14 protein-coding genes and 1 pseudogene are annotated in these 19758 nt (G+C 63.7%); 11 read left to right on the top strand and 4 right to left on the bottom strand.

The features are described from left to right. Window positions 1–46 precede the first annotated feature (46 nt). The 3 genes from IB265_RS30435 (at window position 47) to IB265_RS30425 (ending at window position 3698) form a co-directional block, all read left to right on the top strand. Window positions 47–1084, top strand: coding sequence for an isopenicillin N synthase family oxygenase (locus IB265_RS30435; protein WP_057251318.1), 1038 nt, complete (start codon window positions 47–49; stop codon window positions 1082–1084). 45 nt (window positions 1085–1129) lie between these two features. Next, window positions 1130–2491: an O-acetylhomoserine aminocarboxypropyltransferase/cysteine synthase family protein gene (locus tag IB265_RS30430; RefSeq protein WP_082615863.1), complete on the top strand. Its 1362-nt coding sequence runs from the start codon at window positions 1130–1132 to the stop codon at window positions 2489–2491. 181 nt (window positions 2492–2672) lie between these two features. Next, entirely contained in the window at window positions 2673–3698 is a 1026-nt protein-coding gene (locus tag IB265_RS30425) for an NADP-dependent oxidoreductase (protein WP_057251319.1), read from the top strand. 20 nt (window positions 3699–3718) lie between these two features. On the opposite strand, the gene IB265_RS30420 is transcribed toward IB265_RS30425, so the two are convergent. The 4 genes and pseudogenes from IB265_RS30420 to IB265_RS30405 form a co-directional block, all read right to left on the bottom strand. Then, on the bottom strand, window positions 3719–5488 hold the full coding sequence (locus IB265_RS30420; protein ID WP_192495627.1) for a tetratricopeptide repeat protein: 1770 nt from the start codon (window positions 5486–5488) through the stop codon (window positions 3719–3721). 219 nt (window positions 5489–5707) lie between these two features. Then, complete coding sequence (locus IB265_RS30415) at window positions 5708–5983, bottom strand: hypothetical protein (protein ID WP_058324637.1); 276 nt, start codon at window positions 5981–5983, stop codon at window positions 5708–5710. Between the two features lie 459 nt (window positions 5984–6442). Then, a pseudogene (locus IB265_RS30410) lies at window positions 6443–7467 on the bottom strand (HAD family hydrolase). Window positions 7468–7525: 58 nt separating this feature from the next. Next, window positions 7526–8497, bottom strand: coding sequence for a formylglycine-generating enzyme family protein (locus tag IB265_RS30405; RefSeq protein ID WP_192495626.1), 972 nt, complete (start codon window positions 8495–8497; stop codon window positions 7526–7528). 258 nt (window positions 8498–8755) lie between these two features. Between IB265_RS30405 and IB265_RS30400 the strand changes: the two genes are divergently transcribed. The 8 genes from IB265_RS30400 to IB265_RS30365 all read left to right on the top strand — a co-directional run bounded on the left by IB265_RS30400 (window position 8756) and on the right by IB265_RS30365 (window position 19614). Beyond that, on the top strand, window positions 8756–9727 hold the full coding sequence (locus IB265_RS30400; protein ID WP_112996883.1) for a MoxR family ATPase: 972 nt from the start codon (window positions 8756–8758) through the stop codon (window positions 9725–9727). A 16-nt stretch (window positions 9728–9743) separates the two neighbouring features. Beyond that, window positions 9744–10739, top strand: coding sequence for a DUF58 domain-containing protein (locus IB265_RS30395; RefSeq protein ID WP_192495625.1), 996 nt, complete (start codon window positions 9744–9746; stop codon window positions 10737–10739). A 2-nt stretch (window positions 10740–10741) separates the two neighbouring features. Next, a complete protein-coding gene (locus IB265_RS30390) occupies window positions 10742–11269 on the top strand; it encodes a DUF4381 domain-containing protein (RefSeq protein ID WP_113133815.1) in 528 nt (175 codons plus the stop codon). Continuing rightward, the gene (locus IB265_RS30385) at window positions 11256–12260 is read left to right on the top strand and encodes a VWA domain-containing protein (RefSeq protein ID WP_113133816.1); all 1005 of its coding nucleotides are present in this window, start codon (window positions 11256–11258) and stop codon (window positions 12258–12260) included. The genes IB265_RS30390 and IB265_RS30385 overlap by 14 nt, the downstream gene beginning before the upstream one ends. Further along, a complete protein-coding gene (locus IB265_RS30380; RefSeq protein WP_113133817.1) occupies window positions 12257–13828 on the top strand; it encodes a VWA domain-containing protein in 1572 nt (523 codons plus the stop codon). The genes IB265_RS30385 and IB265_RS30380 overlap by 4 nt, the downstream gene beginning before the upstream one ends. Next, the gene (locus tag IB265_RS30375) at window positions 13825–15195 is read left to right on the top strand and encodes a BatD family protein (RefSeq protein ID WP_162733747.1); all 1371 of its coding nucleotides are present in this window, start codon (window positions 13825–13827) and stop codon (window positions 15193–15195) included. Before IB265_RS30380 ends, IB265_RS30375 begins: the two co-directional genes overlap by 4 nt. A gap of 153 nt (window positions 15196–15348) precedes the next feature. Beyond that, window positions 15349–16992: an arylsulfatase gene (locus IB265_RS30370; RefSeq protein WP_210334633.1), complete on the top strand. Its 1644-nt coding sequence runs from the start codon at window positions 15349–15351 to the stop codon at window positions 16990–16992. Window positions 16993–17058: 66 nt separating this feature from the next. Beyond that, window positions 17059–19614: a spermidine synthase gene (locus tag IB265_RS30365; RefSeq protein ID WP_113133819.1), complete on the top strand. Its 2556-nt coding sequence runs from the start codon at window positions 17059–17061 to the stop codon at window positions 19612–19614. Window positions 19615–19758 lie beyond the last annotated feature (144 nt).

The following is a 19758-nucleotide window of genomic DNA, read 5'->3' as shown; positions in this document are numbered from 1 at the left end:
GGTTTCGGCAGCCAGCGGCACGCCTAACGAAACAACGGAGACGATCTTGAGCCAGACCACCCCTACCCTACCCGTCCTCGACCTTTCGCGCTTTGCGGCGGGCCACCCCGAGCGGGCGACGGCGCTCGACGAATTGCGCAGCGTTGCCCGCTCGGTGGGCTTCTTCTATCTCGAAGGCCACGGGATTCCGCAGGAACAGATCGACGGTATCCTTTCGCTTTCGCGGCGTTTCTTCGCACTGTCTGAGGATGACAAGCTGGCAATCGAGATGCGCAAGTCGCCGCATTTTCGCGGCTACAATCGCGCCGGGCTCGAATATACCCGCGGCACCCAGGACTGGCGCGAACAGGTCGATTTCGGCCCCGAGCGCCAGAGCCTTGAGGTCAAGCCCGAGGATGCACCGTGGAAGCGGCTGGTCGGCCCCAACCAGTTCCCGCAAGCTCTGCCCGAGTTGAAGCTGGCGATCCTCGCCTACATAGACGCCGTCACCGGGCTCGGTATCCGACTGATCGAGATTTTCTCCGAAGCGCTCGGCCAGCAGCCAGATGTCTTCGGGCCGATCTACCGCGATGGCCCCAACCAGCTCCTGAAGATCATCCGCTATCCCGGCCGCGACAAGACGGAAAGCGACCAGGGGGTGGGCGCCCACAAGGACGGCGGTTTCGTCACCATCCTGCTGCAGGACGTGGTCGGCGGTTTGCAGGTCGATGACGGCAAGGGCGGCTGGATCGACGCGCCGCCGAAGCGCGGCACCTTCGTCATCAATGTCGGCGAACTCCTGGAACTGGCGTCGAACGGCTATCTGCTCGCCAATATCCACCGGGTGGTTACGCCACCTGCAGGCGGCGACCGGCTTTCCGTCGCCTTCTTCCTCGGCGCCAACCTCGCCTCCACCATCCCGGTGCTCGACCTGCCGCCGGCGCTTGCGGCCGAGGTCCGCGGCGTCACCCAGGATCCGCAGAACCCGCTCTTCCACGAGGTCGGCCGCAACGTGCTGAAATCCCGGCTGCGCTCGCACCCCGATGTCGCCGCCGAGCACCATGCAGACCTGCTGGAGCAGCAGAAGGCGGCCGTGCCCGCCTGATCGACCGGACAGCGCCGATCAACCTGAGAACCAAGGAGAAATGGCATGACGATCCATCAGAAGCCGGAAGAACCAGCAGCCGAGATCAAGGCACCGACAGGGCTGCGCGAGCCCGGCGGACGGCTGCATCCGGAAACGCTGGCGCTCCATGGCGGCAGCTATCGCTTCGATCCGGCAAGCGGCGCCGTCGCCGTTCCGATCTATCAGACGACCTCCTATCAGCTGCCGGGCACCGATGGCGCCGACAAGCTCTTTGCGCTGGAGGCTCCCGGGCATCTCTACACCCGTGTCTCCAATCCGACCCAGGATGCGTTCGAGCAGCGGCTGGCGGAAATCGAAGGTGGCGCAGCAGCACTGGCGCTCGGTTCCGGCCAAGCGGCATCGGCCTTCGCGCTGCTGAACCTTGCCCGTGCCGGCGACAACATCGTCAGCGCCGCCGGCCTCTATGGCGGCACCTGGGCGCTCTTTGCCGCGACCCTCAAAAGCTTCGGCATCGAGGTGCGCTTCGTCGATGCCGCCGACCCGGGGGCCTTTGCCCGGGCAACGGACGACAGGACGCGCGCCTACTATGCCGAGTCCCTGCCGAACCCGAAGCTCGAGGTCTTTCCGATCGCCGAAGTGGCCGAAGTCGGCTTGCGCTTCGGCATTCCGCTGATCGTCGACAACACGGCCGCACCGCTGACGATCCGCCCCTTCGATCACGGCGCCGCAGTGGTCGTCTACTCCACGACGAAATATATCGGCGGTCACGGCACTTCGATCGGCGGCGCGATCATCGACAGTGGCCGCTTCCCCTGGCACGACCATGAGACGCGGCACCCGAACCTGCATGAGCCGGACCCGAGCTACCAGGGCAAGACCTGGCTCGAAAAGGCCGAGGCGATCGCCTTCCATCCCTATATTCTGCGCGCCCGCGCGGTGCTTTTGCGCGACCTCGGCGCCGCCATCAGTCCGTTGAACGCATTCCAGTTCATCCAGGGCCTGGAGACGCTGCCGCTCAGAATCCGCCAGCATAACGAGAATGCGATCAAGGTGGCCGAGTTCCTCCGCACCCACCCGAAAGTGGCGCGCGTGATCTTTCCAAAATTCCAGAAGGGCGAAGCGAAGGCTCGCGCCGAGAAGTATCTCCGGAATGGACACTATGGAGCCCTGGTCGGCTTCGAACTGAAGGATGGACGAGAGGCGGGACGCCGTCTCATCGACGGGCTGAAGCTGCTCTACCACGTCGCCAATATCGGCGACGCGCGCTCGCTTGCCATCCACCCGGCGACGACGACGCATTCGCAGCTTACCGAGGACGACCAGCTGAAGACCGGCGTAACGCCGGGCTATGTCCGGCTCTCGATCGGCATCGAGCATCCGGACGATATTATCGCCGACATCAAGCAGGCGATTGACGCCGCCTGATCGAACGCTTTTGCGGGAGTTGCCGCGGGCTCGCCCTTTAGGGCCGGGCCCGCGGCGCCATTTTGGCGTCCGAACGCGCCGGTAGGCCTCCGTTCGGTTTCATGCCACAACATGCTCTAATCGAGCGTCCGTCGGATGGCACCCCGGCGCAGATCCGGCCATGCATAAGGAAGGAAAGACAATGAGCACGAACACCCAGGTTCTGCTGGCCGCCCGGCCATCGGGGCGACCGACGCCGAGCGACTTCCGCATCGTCGAGACGGCAATACCGGAGCCGGCCGAAGGCGAGGTTCTGCTCAAAATCCTCTACCTCTCGCTCGATCCCTACATGCGCGGGCGCATGAACACCGGCCGGTCCTATGCCAAGCCGGTGGAGATCGGCGCGGTTATGGAGGGCGGCACGGTTGCCCGCGTCGTGCGCTCGCGCCACCCGGATTTCAGCGACGGTGATTTCGTGCTCTCCCATTCCGGCTGGCAGAGCTATGCGCTGTCGCGCGGCGCAGACCTGCGCAAGCTCGATCCGTCGGCGGCACCTCTGTCGACCGCGCTCGGCATTCTCGGCATGCCCGGTTTCACCGCCTATGCAGGACTGCTGACGATCGGCAAGCCGAAGCCGGGCGAGACAGTCGTCGTGGCCGCCGCAAGCGGCGCCGTCGGCTCGGCTGTCGGCCAGATCGCCCGCATCAAGGGGGCGCGCGCGGTCGGCATTGCGGGCGGTGCGGACAAATGCGCTTTCGTTCGCGACGTGCTCGGCTTCGATGCGGTGATCGATCACCGTGCACCGGATTTCGCCGAGCAGCTCGCCGCGGCCTGCCCCAAAGGCATCGACGTCTATTTCGAGAATGTCGGCGGCCATGTCTGGGACGCGGTTTTTCCGCTGCTGAACGACTTCGCCCGCGTGCCCGTTTGCGGCCTGATTGCGCAATACAACCAAGCCGGCGGTCCGCAAGCTGGTGGCGACAGGCTGCCGGGCGTCATGCGGGAAGTTCTGAGCAGGAGCCTGCTGATCAGGGGCTTCATCCAGCGCGAATTCGCCGATCAGCGTCCGGTTTTCTACCAGGAGATGGCAGGCTGGATCGCCAGCGGCGAGGTTCGCTACAAGGAGGACGTTGTCGATGGCATCGAGAACGCCCCGAATGCCTTCATCGGGCTCCTCGAAGGCCGCAACTTCGGCAAGCTGGTCGTGCGGGTGGCCGCCGAGAACTGAAAACCACGCCTCGCGAGCGATCAGTGCAGGCTGGCGAGGCGGACGCCGGCCTTGCCAAGACCATCATCGAGAAGCGCGATCAGTTCGGGCGTGTAACCACGCGCGGCGAGTTCGCTCTCAATCGACCGCATCGAGCCAGCCTTGTTCCGCTGTAAGCCGTCAAGGGCACTCGTGGCCTCTCTCGTCAGGCCGAGTTGACCTGCCGCCGCCATCCGCAGGAGGTTGACGGCAGTGTCGGCGGGATTGGCGAGCTGGCGCGCACGCGTCAGTGCTTCGCGGTATTTGCCGTTTCGGTAGTCTTCGAGCGCCAGCGTGAGCGCCGCGTCGTGGTGCACATATTCGCAGCCCACTTCCGCCACCCGCGCAAGACTCACGCCCTCCGAATATTGCCCGCTGACGAAGAGCAGCAGGCCGAGCCGAGCGGGAATGGCATCATCGAGCGGATTGAGCGCAACGGCGCGGCGACCGGACATGAACGCGGCCTCGGTGTCGCCTGAGGCGAAGCGCGCCTGCATCTGAGCGATGTAGCTCTGGCTCGATTGCGGTGCGAGAGCCACGGCCTTGTCCGCGAGCTTCACCGCCCGCGCCGCCACCGTCGGCAAGGCGCTTGCCTCGCCGGTCGCCACCAGCACCGTGGCCAGGCTGGCAAGGACGTCAGGGTCTGTGGCCTGATAGGTCACCGATTGCTCCAGGCAGGCATGTGCCGAAGCCAATCCTTCCGGGTCGATCCGCGCCAGCGCGACATCGGCAAGAAGCACGCAACCGTAGCCGATCGACGGTGACACGAGCTGCCGCGCCGCCTCCAGGCTGACGATGACACCTTCTTCGCCGGCGAGCGATCGGGCAAGCCGAGCCAGCAGTTTTTCCTGAACTGCTCGTGCGTCACCGCTGTCGATATCGGCTTTCGCCGTACCCGCTCGGAGCGCCTCATTGCTTTGCGCATCGACAACCTGCCACGAGATCTGATGCTCCTTGACGTCAGCGCTGAAAGCGACCGAGAGCCGGTACTCCTTGCTCCCCTGCAGCTTCACCGGCGGTGCCGACGCGACCCAGCCGGTGACCGATGCAACATCGACACCCGGCGCCGGCGCTTGCGCCAAAGTGCGCACCGCGGAGTACTGCGACAGCGCGTGGACCAGATAGTCGCCCGCCCTCCTCTGCTCTTCGGCACCGGCTCCGCTGGCCGCCGGAACGTCGATGACGATCGTCGGCTTGGCGGAAAGCACCGGTTGCCACGGGAGGCGCTCGACGACGGAGAGATAGAAGGCTCCAGCCATAACCGCGGTCCCTGCGACAGCGACGGCGATCAGACCGAACGGCCGACGCTTCGGCTGGACGATGGCGGGAGCGACATCGACCAGTTCCTCCGGCTCACTCGCCGTCTCCTTGAGAGCCGTCGCGATTTCCGACGGGTCCGGTGAGCGGTCGCTCACCACGAAATGCGGAACGTAATTGCCCTTGGGAAGCTCGATGCGAAGCCCCGCCTTATCGCCGACGGTCTCGTAATATTGCGTCAGCGCGGCGCGCAGGCGCGAAGCTTCAACACGCACGATCGGATCGGTTGCCGGATCAAAGGAAGCCGGCCGACCGAAAACGTCGATCGCGATGGTATAGGCTTTGACCTGCCCCGAGCGCCCAGCGAAGAATTCATCGACCAGGTAGCGCAGGAGTTTCCGGTGGCGCTCAGTCGCATGAAACTGACTATCGGCAAGAATACGATCAAGTGCAGGGCGTGCGTCACATTCGGCAACGGCACAATGCGCTGCTTGACCCGCATTTCTGGCTTCCATGATGCGCTCCCAACTGCCCACAACCTCAAAGAGAGTGCAAACGCGAGACGAACTCTAGACGAGAGCCGCAGTGGCGAAAAGAAAAATATTGCGCCATCACAAAACATTTTCACGAAGGAAATGAGTCATTTCAAAATAGAGCAAGAACCAATCGAAAATCCCACAGAATTTTCACGGGATTTACATGAAATGAATGAACCCGATAAGGCTATTTGTTAATCACAATGGACTAGGTTCGCGGCCTGAATCGATGATACAGATGGAAATTACCTCTTCTTCGATCTCGCGACAGATCAATTCATACTCCGAGATCATCGAATGATCCAGCGGATCGAGCTTACGTTGCCGGTCGAGCATGGAGCTCGCCTCTTCATAGGCCTCGCAGAGGTTGGAAAGAGAAAGGTTCTTGACGCTCAGCAGTTGCAGTTGGCCGCGCAACGCCGGAAGCTTCAGCATGAGCTTCAGAAGTCCGCGCTGTACGGCCGCGTTGGGCATTGTTTCCTACCCGCCTGATCGACAATCGATGACCTTGCCGCCGGCCCGATACGCTGGCGCCCCATTTCTCAAGGATCATTTTCTCCGGGACCGTGACGACACATCAGCCCGCCCAGCGCTCAACCAAAACTGGCAGCCGGACCGGACCTCTCCCTCGGTGGTTAACGTGACAACAGACGCTCCGTTTCGGAAGTACGTAACAGTAACTTTGCCCCGATAGTCTTGACGCCGACGATATGATCGTCCGAGTTCGTCCCTGGATACGACAAGCTTTATGCCTCAGCAGGTCCCGGTATCGCCAAGGCGATCCCTATCGATGACAGACCGGTTTGGACGCCATTGTCGAACCGTAGGTCATCGTCTCCGGAACTCCTCAAAGACTAGAATCCGTCGGCCGGAACGTCGCAGGCGAAGTCGACCTACATGGGCGCGCAACCAAAGGGGCTGATTGTCCGCTCCTTACTTGTCGAAAGTATAGATCTTGCGCCAGTCCTGTTTCATATCGACCAGCAGCCAGTTTCTCTGTTCGGCTTCGGTCAGCGCCTTGTCCAGCTTGCCGACGGGCGATTGCCGGTCATAGGCCCATTCGCGCTCGCCGTCCGTATGGTGCACGATCAGGCCGAAGCGTGGACCGGAGCCCGCTGTTACCCAGCGCAGCATCTCATAGTCGCCGTCGGAGTTGCAAAGATCGGCCGCCGGCCAATGAACGTGTTGATGCCGACGGGTTTGCCCGGGCCGTCGTCGATGAAGTCGATCTTGGGCTCGCGTGTCAGCACCGGCGTATCGCCATCGAGGTCATACTTCGTCGTGATGCTGCTGCCGACGACCTGTTCGGGCGGGATGCCGTACATCTGTGCGGTCATCGGCCGCATGAATTCGATGCCGCCGCCGGAGACGATGTAGGTCTTGAAACCGTTTGCCCGGAGATAATCGAGCAGCTCGCGCATCGGCAGATAGGTGATCTCGTTGTAGGGACGGTTGAAGCGCGGATGTTTGGCGGTCGCAAACCAGTCCTTGACCGTCTTGGTAAACGCAACCGTCGCCATGCCCGCATGGGTCGCCATCACGAGTTCGACGATGCCCTTCTCGCCCGAGGCGGCGACGGCCGCCATATCGCCCTTGAGCAGCGATGCGAATGGCTCCTTGTCCTTCCACTCCGGATGTTCCGGCGCCATCGCCTTGACGCGATCCACAGCGAACATGCCCTGGAAATAGTTCGGCTGCTCGGTCCAGAGCGTGCCGTCATTGTCGAAGACGGCGATCCGTTCCTCCGGCGCCACGAAGTCCGCTCCGTTCTCGCTGGTCACGCGGGTGACGAAATCGACGATGGTCGACTTCGCCTCGCCCTCGTTCCAGGACGGAAGATTGTCGGCCGGCGCATCGGCCGCGACGACGGCAGCCGGAGCAGCGAACGCCGTGGAAAGCAGGAACAGGAGACAGACGAGCCGCGAGCGGTACCCGCTTGGCACCGAGTTGGATCGCATCGCTGTTGCCCTCATCACGCATCCTCCTTGCGGGAACGATTTGAAGCCTCTGGCAGGGTCAGGGCCGCCGAATACAGCGGAACCCGATATGGGTGGTCGCCGCGTTTTCCTCATGCGCATGGCGCGCCGCCGGCCGGTAGCGGCGGCAATAGTTGGGCGCGCAGAGATGCGAGCCGCCCTTCACCACCCGGCGGGCGATGTGGATCGTCGGTTGTCTCGGATCGAAGCTTGCTTCCCTGTCGCCGCCGCGCGGATTGGAAGGGATACAGCAGCTCTTTTGCGCCGGCGCCGGATGCTTGGTCGACCAGAAGTCGCTCGTCCATTCCCAGACATTGCCGATCATGTCGTAGAGGCCGTAGCCGTTCGGTGGGAAACTTGCGACCGGCGAGGTCCGTTCGAAGCCGTCGGGTCTGAGATTTTCCGTCGGGAACATGCCATGCCAGGTGTTCGCCATGAAACGTCCCTCCGGCACCAGTTCGTCACCCCAGGCAAATTCCGCGCCTTCGAGCCCGCCCTTTGCCGCGAACTCCCATTCCGCCTCCGTCGGCAAGTCCTTGCCCGCCCATTCCGCATAGGCCCTGGCATCCAGATAGGAGACCTGGACGACCGGATGATCGAACTTGCCGCGGATATTGCTCTGCCGCCCATAGGGCCGCCGCCAATCGGCACCGAACTTGAAGTTCCACCATTGCGACGGGCTGTTGCTGGTAATCCGCTTCGGCGGATCGAAGATCACCGAGCCGGCGCGCATCATCTCCGGCAGGGCGCCGGGATAATCCTTGGGGTCCGGGGTCTTCTCCGCCTCGGTGACGTAGCCGGTCGCCTCGACGAAAGCGGCGAACTGCCGGTTGGTCACCGGCGCCACGTCGATCCAGAAGCCGTCCACTTTGACCGGATGCGCCGGCGCTTCCTCCGGATAGTGCTTGTCCGACCCCATGACGAAGGTGCCACCTTCGATCCAGATCGGCTCGCGCGCGCTGATTGCTGCCGGCGTTTCGTTGAGAAGCGGTATCTTCGACGACACTTGCATGCGGCTTCCATCTCCCGAAGGTGGCGGGTTCGACCACCAAACCGGTCCAAGCTAACGCCATTCCTCGCCGGCCCAAAGTACGTAACCGTTACGATGGCAAACAAAACCTCGTGGCCACGATGAAAATCGGCCAAATGTGGTCCTTGCGGTGGTCTTCGTTACTGTTACGTTCTTTCCAATTGGCCTGATTTAACAATAAGCTCTGCCAAAATTTCATGATGACCGATGCTGCCGGAGAGGCAGAGGGAGCAGGAATTCATGGGTGCACGCGACGATATCGAGCAACTCGGCAAGCGCATCGGCGAAGCGATCATCGGCCAGGAGGGCATGATCGAGCGGTTGCTGCTGGGCTTGCTTAGCAACGGCCACTTGCTCGTCGAAGGCCTGCCGGGGCTCGCCAAGACCCGGGCCATCAAGAGCATGGCGAAGAACCTCGACGCAGAGCTGTCGCGCATCCAGTTCACCCCCGACCTCCTGCCCGCCGACATCACCGGGTCGGAGATCTATTTTTCCGACGGCGGCAAAGGCGAGTTTCGTTTTCAGGAAGGCCCTATCTTCGCCAACCTCATCCTCGCGGACGAGGTGAACCGTGCGCCGGCGAAGGTGCAATCGGCCCTGCTCGAGGCGATGGAGGAGCGCCAAGTCACCATCGGTGGCAAGAGCCACACGCTGCCGGATCTGTTTCTGGTGATGGCGACCCAGAACCCGATCGAGCAGGAAGGCACCTATCCCCTGCCCGAGGCACAGCTCGACCGCTTCCTCATGCATATCCAGGTGGATTATCCCGACGCCGCGTCGGAAGCCGACATCATGCGGCTCGTACGTTCCGAGGAAATCCACGCGAAATCCAACAATCACGCGACGGAAAAACTCGCCCAAGATGCTGTGTTTACCGCGCGCCAGGAGATCTCGGCGATCACCGTTTCAGAGGCAATCGAGAACTACATCGTCGCGCTCGTCATGGCGACCCGCTACCCCGACAAGGTCGACAAGGATCTCGCCAAATGGCTGCAGGTCGGCGTCAGCCCGCGCGGTGTCATCGGTCTCGACAAGGTCTCGCGAGCCCACGCCTGGCTGAACGGCCGCGACTTCGTGACCCCCGACGATGTGCAGGCCACCGTGCACGACGTCTTTCGCCACCGGCTGGTGCTTTCCTACGAAGCACATGCCGGCGGCACCACCGCCAACCAGGTAATCGACCGTATCGTCGAACTCGTCGCGGTCGCCTGAGGATGGAGGTTTGCCGATGGCCATATCCCTGCCGGCTCTCGCCCGTTCCCGCGGCATCGTAAAACCCCGCCAGGTCGATACGACCGGCGTCTACACCTCGGTCGACACGCTCGTCGGCCTCGAGGCCATGGCCCGAGACCTGACCTTCCTGCGCAAGGCACCGGTGCAGCGCCTGCTCGCCGGGCGCCATGAATCGCGCATGCGCGGCCGCGGCCTTTCCTTCGAGGAGCTACGCAACTATCTCCCGGGCGACGACATCCGCACGATCGACTGGCGGGTGACGGCGCGCACCGGCAAGCCGGTCGTCCGTGTCTATGACGAAGAGAAGGACCGGCCGGCCCTGATCCTCGTCGACCAGCGCATCAACATGTTCTTCGGCAGCCGCCGGGCGATGAAGTCGGTCGCGGCGGCCGAAGTCGCCGCACTCTCGGCTTGGCGCGTGCTGGCGCTCGGCGATCGTGTCGGCGGCTTCATCTTCGGCGACGAAGAGGTTACCGAGGTGCGCCCTTACCGCAGCCGCGAGGCGGTGGTCCGGCTTGCCGACAGCATTGTTCGCCACAATACGGCGCTGCAGGCCGGTTCGCAGGCGCCGCATGGCGCGGAGCAGCTTGACGTCGTCCTCACGACCGTCGCCAACATTGCCCGGCACGACCACCTGGTCATCGTCATCAGCGATTTCGACGGCTACAGCCTCGAAACCCGCGACATGCTGTTGAAGCTCTCGGCCCACAACGATGTGATCTCCGTTCTCATCTACGATCCCTTCCTGCTCGAACTGCCACGCAAGGGCGATATCGTCTTCAGCGGCGGCCTGCTTCAAGCCGAAGTGCAATTCGCCCACGGCAATGTCCGCGAGGCGATCGACAGTTTTGCCAGAAAACGCGGGCGGGAACTGCGCGCCTGGCAGGAAGAACTCGGCCTGCCGATGCTGCCGATTTCCGCCGCCGAGGAGGTCGCGCCACAATTGCGCACCATGCTCGGCCAGCTCGCCAGCCGGCAACGGAGGCGATAGCGATGGCGACGGCCGCCCCTGCGAAAGACCCGTTGCTCGAGGCAACCCTTCGGCAGCTCGCGGACATCGCCATGCCTCAGCCCGTCTCGATGATGCCGCAGACCTGGGCCTGGGCGGCGCTCGGCTGCGTCATACTCTTGCTGATCGCCTTCGCATGCTGGCGCTGGTACCGGCGCTGGGAGGCCAATCGCTACCGTCGCGAAGCGCTCGCCGACCTCAAGAAAATTGAGGGACGGCTCACCGCGCCCGCAACCCGCGGCGAGGCGCTCGTCGCTTTGCCCGTCCTCTTGAAGCGCACCGCCCTGGTGCTCTGGCCGCGCGAAACGATAGCCGGGCTCCATGGCACGGGCTGGACGGGCTTCCTCGATGCCCATTCCGGCGGCCCGGTGTTCCCGATCGCCTCGGCGCGTTTCTTCGAGGAAGCCGAATATCGTGGCAGCGCGGCGCTCTGCGCCGTCCCGGAACCCGAAGCGCGGACCTATGCCGCCGCGGCACGTCACTGGATCGAGGCGCACCATGTACGTGCTTGACCACGCCTGGGCGCTGATCTTTCTGCCTCTGCCCTTCGTCGTCTGGTGGCTGCTTCCACCCTACCGCGAGCAATCGGCCGCGGTCAGAATACCTTTCTTCAAGGACATAACGGCCGCCGCCAATCTCGGGCCGACCGAGGGCTCCGTCGTCCCAAGGACCAATCTCGGCCAGAAGGCGATTGCGCCCATCTGCTGGGCCCTGATCGTAGTGGCGCTGGCGCGGCCGCAATATGTCGAACCGCCAATCGAAAAGACCGAGCCACAGCGCGACCTGATGCTGGCGATCGATCTTTCGCAGTCGATGGACACGCGGGATTTTCGCGATCCCTCCGGCAATCTGCAGACCCGCGTCGAGGCGGTGCACAAGGTTGTCGCCGACTTCATCGACCGGCGGCCGGACGACCGGCTCGGCCTGATCGCCTTCGGTGACGCGCCCTATCCACTGGTGCCGTTCACGCTCGACCACAAGACGGTCAAGTTGATGCTGGCCGACAGCCTGCCCGGCATGGCGGGCCCGCGCACTGCGGTCGGCGACGCGATCGGGCTCGCGATCAAGATGTTCGACGCCAGCACCGCGCCGGACAAGGTGATGATCCTTTTGACTGACGGCAACGATACCGCCAGCAAGATGCCGCCAGACAAGGCCGCCGGCATCGCTGCCGACCGGAACGTGGTGATCCACACCGTGGGGATTGGTGATCCCAGTGCGCAAGGCGAGCAGAAGCTCGATACGGTAACCCTTCAGGGTATCGCCGAGACGACGAAGGGCCGCTACTTCTTCGGCCAGGACCAGGCGGGCCTGCAGAACATCTATGAACTGCTCGATCAACTGACACCGGCGAACCAGAAGACACTCTCCTGGCGGCCGCGCATCGAACTGTTCCACTACCCGCTTGGCGCAGCACTGCTGATCGTCCTCGCCTACCACGCCATCATGTGGCTCCTCTCTTCACTCGCCGAGCGCCGCCGGCGGCAGGAGGCAGCGCCATGATCTCGGACTTCCACTTCCTGAGACCGCTTTGGCTGCTGGCACTGCTCGCCGTCCCCCTGCTCGTCTACCTCGTCAGCCGGCGCGGCGATGTCCGCTCGCAATGGCAAGGCATGATCGCGCCGCACTTGCTCGATCACCTGTTGATCGAGAAGGGTGGCAAGCGGCGCCTCCAGCCCGTGCACATCACCGCAGCGCTGATCGCCGTTGCGGCCATCGCTGCCGCCGGTCCGACCTGGCAGCGCGAGCGCCCGCCCTTCGTCGAGGACACCGCGCCGCTGGCGATCGCCATCGACCTCAACCCGACCATGAACGCGACGGACATCTCGCCGACGCGGCTCGAACGCGCCAAGCTCAAGGTCCAGGATATTTTGAGCCTCAGAAAAGGTTCGCGCACGGCGCTCTTCGCCTATGCCGGCTCCGCCCATATGGTGCTGCCGCTGAGCGACGATGCGGCACTGGTCAAGACCTATCTCGCGGCACTCTCGCCTCAGATCATGCCGGTCGAAGGCAAGGATACGGCAAAGGCCCTGCAGGAGGTCGAGAAAGCCCTGGCCAATGAAACCGCGCCTGGCACGATCCTCTTCATGACCGACGGGGTCGAGCGCTCCGCCTTTCAGGCGTTCAGCCAGTATCAAGGCCGCAACGCGGTGATGGTGCTCGGCATCGGCACGGTAGAAGGCGGCCCGGTGAAGACTGCCGACGGCGGGTTCCTGACCGACGCGACGGGCAGTCATGTTCGCTCCAAACTGGATGTCGACGGCCTCAAGGCCTTGCAGTCCGCATCTAAGGCCGAGGTCGCGACTATCACATCGGATGATGCCGACGTGCGCTGGATCGTCAGGCGCATCCAGACCAACTTTGCCGCAAAGACCGCCGAGGGGCTGACCCGCTGGCACGATGCCGGGTGGTGGCTGACGATCCCGATCGCCGTCTTCGGGCTGTTCTGGTTCCGGCGCGGCTGGACCGTGCGCTGGGCCGTCTATCTGCTCGCCATCAGCCTGCTCTTGAGCAACGAGCGGGCGGAGGCGGCCGATAACCGCTTCCTCGATCTCTGGCTGACGCCGGACCAGCAGGGTCGTCGCGCGTTCGAAGAGGGCGACTTCCAGGGTGCCGCCGAAAAATTCGCCGATCCCACCTGGCGCGGAGCGGCGCTCTACCGGGCCGGCCGTTTCCAGGATGCGATCGACGCCTTTGCCGAAACCGATACGGCCGAGAGCTACTACAACCAGGGCAACGCCCTGATGCACCTCGACAAGGCGGAAGAGGCGATCACCGTCTATAAGCAGGCATTGAAACGCCGCCCCGACTGGCCGGACGCGAAAAGGAACCTGGCGGCTGCCGAAAAATTCAAGGCCGACAAGGACAAGCAGGAACAGGACGCACAACAGGAACAGGCGGGCATGGACCCCGATCAGGTCCAGTTCGACGAAAAGGGCAAGAAAGGCACGGAGGCGACGATCCAGGGTGGACCACAGACGGCGGACATGTGGATGCGCAACATCCAGGTCTCGCCCGCCGAGCTGCTCGCGCGAAAATTCGCGATCGAGGCAAAGGAGGCGACGCCGTGAGTGCCTTGTCCGGAATGCCTCGGTTACTGGTCTGGCTCGTCGGCCTGTCGCTCTGGCTTGCGGGCCATGCGCTCGCCGACAACCCCTTCGCGCGCGCCACGCTCGCGACAAGGGGCACGATCTATGCCGGGCAGCAGATAGAGATCGACATCGACGTCTTCGTGCCGAATTACTTCCTGACACCACCGCAGTTTCCGCTCTTCGATCTTAGGGGTGCGGTGGTCACCATGCCCGACGACCGCGGCTTGAACCTCAACGAGACCGTCGATGGCGAGGCCTTTTCCGGCATCCGCAAAACCTATGTGATCACGCCACAGGCGGCAGGTAATTATGCCCTGCCGACAATCGTGATCCCCTTTGGCTATGCCGCCGTGCCGGGCCAAACGACACAGGGTAAGGTTACCGTGCCGCGGCTCAAATTTACCGTGGAAGCGGTACCAGGAGGTGTCGGCGGCACGCCCGGCGTGACCGCTGGCGAAATCACCATCACGCAGACATTCGACCGCGACCCAGCCGGCCTGCATGCGGGCGATGCGCTGGTGCGCACGGTCACCACCCGCGCAGCCGGCCTCGCGCCGATGATGATTCCCGAGCCCAGCTTGAAGGCTCCAGAGGGCGTGCAGGTTTATCAGCATGATCCGGCACTCTCCGAGGAGCGCACGCCGCGCGGCGAGATCGCTGCGGGACTGCGCAAGGACACCGCAACCTACGTCTTTGCCGAGCCGGGCACCTTCTCTCTGGCGGCAATCACATTGGAGTGGTTCAATCCTCAGACCGGAAAGACCGAAACCGCGGAGGCCGATGGCGCGGAAGTGGTCGTCGGTGCCGGGCCGGCAACGAAGGTTGCCATCGCACCACCCGCTCCTCCGCCGACAAAGGAACCCTTCGATTGGCTCTGGTGGGGCATCGCGATGGCCACTGTCCTCGCCGTCGCCATTGTCATCCAGTTCGCCGCCAATCTGTTCGGACGGCTGGAAACTTGGATCGGTGCGGCGCTCTCGCGCAAGGCGCAGTCAGAGGAGACGGCCTTCCGCCATGTTCTCGACGCTTGCCGCGACCACGACAGGGCGCGGCTGGACGCGGCACTCGATCGCTGGTCGCGCAAGACCGGCAATGTACCTCTTGCGAAATGGTTCGACCGGTTTGCCGATCCGGAGGCGAGGGTCGCTTTCGCTATGCACCGAAAGAACCGCTACGGCACTCCACAATCCCATCACGAACGGCCGGATTTCTCCCGGCTGCGAAGCGGATTGAAGTCGGCGCGGCGACGCTGGCTGGACGAATTCTCCGACGACGGCGACGAAGCGCTAGATGAATTGCCCGAGCTCAACCCGGTGTTCGACAGCGCCTTGCGGCAGATCCGCTGAAGCCCTGTGAGGGCGCGTGTTACGCGTCCTGCGTGCCTTCGTAACTGTTACGTACTTACCTGAGGTCGCGTTCCCGCGAAGATTGCATCGGTAAATTCGAAACTTTGCCTGCATTCCGAGAGCGATTTGTTTGCGGCCTCAGGGAGACTTGAAATGAGTATCGATTTGAAGACCAGGCTTGGGCGGCTCGCGGCGTGCGCCGTCGAGCGGTCGATGAAACCGAAAGCGCTGGCGTTCGCCGGCACCGTGCTGATGTCGGCGATTTCCGCCTCGGCGCTCCCCGCCGTCGCGCAAGACGCCGCCAAACCCAACATCCTCGTGATCTTCGGCGACGATATCGGTCAGACCAACATCAGCGCCTATTCCTTCGGCGTCGTCGGTTACAAGACCCCGAATATCGACAGGATCGCGCGCGACGGCATGTTGTTCACCGACTATTACGCTGAGAACAGCTGCACCGCCGGCCGCTCCACCTTCATCACCGGGCAGACGGTGCTGCGCACAGGTATGTCCAAGGTCGGCGTTCCCGGTGCCCCCGTCGGCATCCAGGACCGTGACGTGACCATCGCCCAGGCGCTGAAGCCGCTCGGCTACGCCACCGGCCAGTTCGGCAAGAACCATCTCGGCGACCAGGACCGCTTCCTGCCGACAGCCCACGGCTTTGACGAGTTCTTCGGCAACCTCTATCACCTGAATGCCGAGGAGGAGCCGGAACGCCCCTACTGGCCGAAGGACGACCCGGCTTTCCTGAAGTCCTACGCGCCGCGCGGCGTGCTGCATTCCTTCGCCGACGGCAAGGTGGAGGACACCGGCGCGCTCAACAGCAAGCGCATGGAAACGATCGACGACGAGACGACCGCCGCAGCGATAGAGTTCATCAAGAAACAGACGGAGGCGAAGAAGCCTTTCTTCACCTGGATGAACACGACGCGCATGCACCTGTTCACCCATGTTCGCGACCAGTACAAGGGCCAGAGCGGTATGCCCGGCAACGACTATGCCGATGGCATGATCGAGCACGACAACGATGTCGGCAAGCTGCTCGACCTGCTCGACGAGTTGAAGATCGCCGACAACACCATCGTCGTCTACACGACCGACAACGGCCCGAACCAGTTCTCCTGGCCGGACGCGGCAACCACGCCGTTCCGCAGCGAGAAGGACAGCAACTGGGAAGGCGCCTTCCGCGTCCCGGCGATGGTCCGCTGGCCGGGCAAGATCAAGCCCGGCGTCTCCACCGAGATGTTCTCCGGTCTCGACTGGTTCCCGACACTGCTTGCAGCAGCCGGTGACAAGGACATCAAGGAGCGCCTCTTGAAGGGCGCCGACCTCGGCGGCAAGACCTTCAAGGTGCATCTCGACGGATACAACCAGTTGCCCTATCTCACCGGTGAACAGCCGAAGAGCGCACGCAACGAGTTCTATTACTTCAATGACGACGCCAAGCTCGTCGGCATGCGCTGGGACAATTGGAAAGCCGTCTTCTGCGAAATGCGCAAACCCGGTGGCTTCGACGTCTGGCAGGATCCGTTCACCTGCCTGCGCGTTCCGAAGATCTTCAACCTGCGCATGGACCCTTACGAGCGAGCCGATACCGTCTCCGATCAGTACAACGACTGGCGGACGAAGAACGCTTATCTCTTCGCCGAAGCGGTGGGGAAATCGGCGGCATTCCTCGAAACCTTCGTCGCGTATCCGCCAAGCCAGACGCCGGCAAGCTTCTCGGTCGACCAGATCGAAGAAAGCGTGCACCAGAAGATCGACGAGATCCTGGCGAAGACCCAGCCGGCACAATAACGCTCTCGAGAAGGCGGCGCCCCGCGCCGCCTTCTCTTTCACTTTTGCTAAAAATGGCGTGCCGCGATGACGAAGAACATTCAGCCCGCTCGAACGATCGCCTACGAGGAGTCGATTGAAGACCCTTTGGCGAGACCGCGGGCACACGTCGCGCCGGCAATCGCCGCCTTCATGCTCTTCCTCTCCGGCACCGCGGCGCTGGTTTTCCAGGTTCTCTGGATCAAGCAGCTCTCGCTCATCACCGGTATTGATGTCCATGCGGTCAGCACCGGGGTCAGCGCCTTCTTTCTCGGCCTGGCGCTCGGCAGCTTCGCCCTCGGGCGCATTGGCGACCGCTCCCGACAGCCGCTCCGCCTCTATGCCCTGCTCGAAACCGGTGTGGCCGTGCTCGGCGCCGGCGTCACCCTCATCCTTTCCCAGATCGCGCCGCTCTTCGTCGCAATCGAGGACACCACAGCATTCGCCGCCTGGGCCCTGCTGATCCTGATCGTCGCTACACCCGCCTTCCTGATGGGCGGCACCCTCCCCTTGCTGTTGCGAGCGCTCAAAGGGGCGCCGAGAGGCGTCGGCGCAAAGGGCGGCCGGCTCTATGCCGCCAACACGCTCGGCGCCATCTTCGGCTGCCTTGCGGTCTCCTTCGTTCTCATCCCCACTCTCGGCGTGCAGGCAAGCGGCCTTGCCGCCGCCGGCCTCGGGCTTGGCGCCGCGGCGATCGCGCTATCGCTAAGCACGACCGCGATTCGCGAAGACGCGCAAGCTGATATGCCGATACCGGCGCAGGGCACCGCTGGTTCAAGGTTGGCGCTGCTCCTCTACGCGATCGCCGGCGGCATCGCCCTCGGCTATGAGGTCGCCTGGTCGCAGGCGATCGTGCAATTCATCTCCACCCGTTCCTTTGCCTTTTCCGTGGTGCTGGCCACCTATCTCGCCGGGCTGGCGCTCGGCGCCGCACTCTTTGCGCGCCGGACCGACCGCCTGTCGGATCCCTGGAGTGCCTTCGGCCTGCTCATCACGCTGGCCGGCCTCGTGGCGCTGGCCGAGCTTGCCCTGCTCGGCCCCTGGCTGACGGCGTTGCAGGCCAGCGCGGAAGCAGCCATCGCCGGTATCACTGGCAGCATCTTTGCCGGCATGTGCGCACGCTTCCTCGTCGCGGCGCTCACGATCGTCTTCGTCCCGACGCTGATCCTCGGCGCCGCCTTCCCGGTCGCCCTGCGGCTCGCGGTCGATCCTCATCATGTCGGTCGCGACACCGGGCGCGTTCTGGCGTTCAACACACTCGGCGGCATCGCCGGCACGCTTCTGACCGGCTTCGTGCTAATTCCGTCGTTCGGTATCGTCAGAAGCTTCGCCGTTCTCGCCGTCGCTGCAGCCATCATCGGCGTCATCGCAGCCAGCCGCGGGGCAACCGGCTGGAAGGGTTGGCGCCTTGCGGCGCCAGCGCTCGGCGTCGTCACCGTGCTGATCGCCGTGATGGCACCATCGGACCGGCTGGCCACCTTGCTCAATCTCTCGCGCGGCAACGGCACGATCGTCTCCTATGAGGAGGGCCTCGGTGCCACCGTCGCAGTCATCGAACAGGGCCAGCCGGACCGGCGCTTCCGCCGCCTCTATATCCAAGGCGTGTCCAACACCGGCGACGCCATGCCGTCGCTGCGCTACATGCGGCTGCAGGCGCTCTTGCCGCTCATGATCCACAAGGGCGAGCCGAAATCGGCGCTCGTCATCGGGCTTGGCACCGGCATTACCGCCGGCTCATTGCTTGCCTATCCTGGGCTCGACCGACGCGTCGCTGCCGAACTGCTGCCGTCGGTCGCCCGCGCCTCGACCTTGTTTGCCGGCAATTTCAACGCGGCAGGGGATAGCCGCCTCGAAGTGCGCGTTGCAGACGGTCGCCGCGAGCTGATGCGCAGCGCGGAGCGCTACGATCTCATCACGCTGGAACCACCGCCGCCGTCGGCCGCTGGCGTGGTCAATCTCTATTCGTCCGATTTCTACCGGCTGGCCCGCCAACGCCTCGCTCCAAACGGTCTTGTTGCGCAATGGCTGCCGATCGCCACACAGAACGACGAGGACACGCGCGCGCTCGTGCGCAGTTTCCTCGACAGTTTCCCGCATGCCTCGCTCTGGTCGACCGAGCTGCACGAGATGCTGCTCATCGGCTCCGTCGAACCACAGGCACTCGACGTCGCGCGCATTGCCAAGCGCATGGCCGACCCGTCCGTCGCCGCGGCGTTCAAGGAAGTCGGCATAGGTGGTGCAGCCGACCTGCTCGCGACCTGGATGACCGACCGCGCCGGACTTGATCGTTACGCCGGATCGGCGCAGCCTGCCACCGACGACCAGCCGCGGATCGAATATGCAAGCTGGGTTCGTCCCGGCGAGTTGCAGCGCACACTCCCAGCCGTGGTCGGCCTGCGCAGCAAGGCACCGCTCGTCGGAGCGGACGTGGCGTTCAAGAAATCCGTAGCGGACGCCCACAACCGGCTAATGCTGTTCTATCAGGCTTCGCTCAACGCCTATGCCGGCTATCGCGACGAATGGGCGCGTGACATGGAACTGCTGATGCGCGTGGAGCCGGACAATCCCTATTACCGCTGGTTCGTTTCGAGCAGCGAGCGCTGATTGCGCACAGCCGAATCCGGGCCCCCACGCGACTGCAGTTCGCGTGGCATCGGTCGGGCTAAGATTGATTCCTGCATAATCGCGGAATAGCGCAAAATTTTTGCACGACGCGAAATACCTCCGGCACAGATTTGCAACACAGAG

It is taken from the genome of Ensifer sp. ENS10, from assembly GCF_014852025.1.
Taxonomy (GTDB): domain Bacteria; phylum Pseudomonadota; class Alphaproteobacteria; order Rhizobiales; family Rhizobiaceae; genus Ensifer.
Note: the sequence above shows the minus strand (reverse complement) of the source record. Positions and strands in the feature narration are given on the sequence as shown.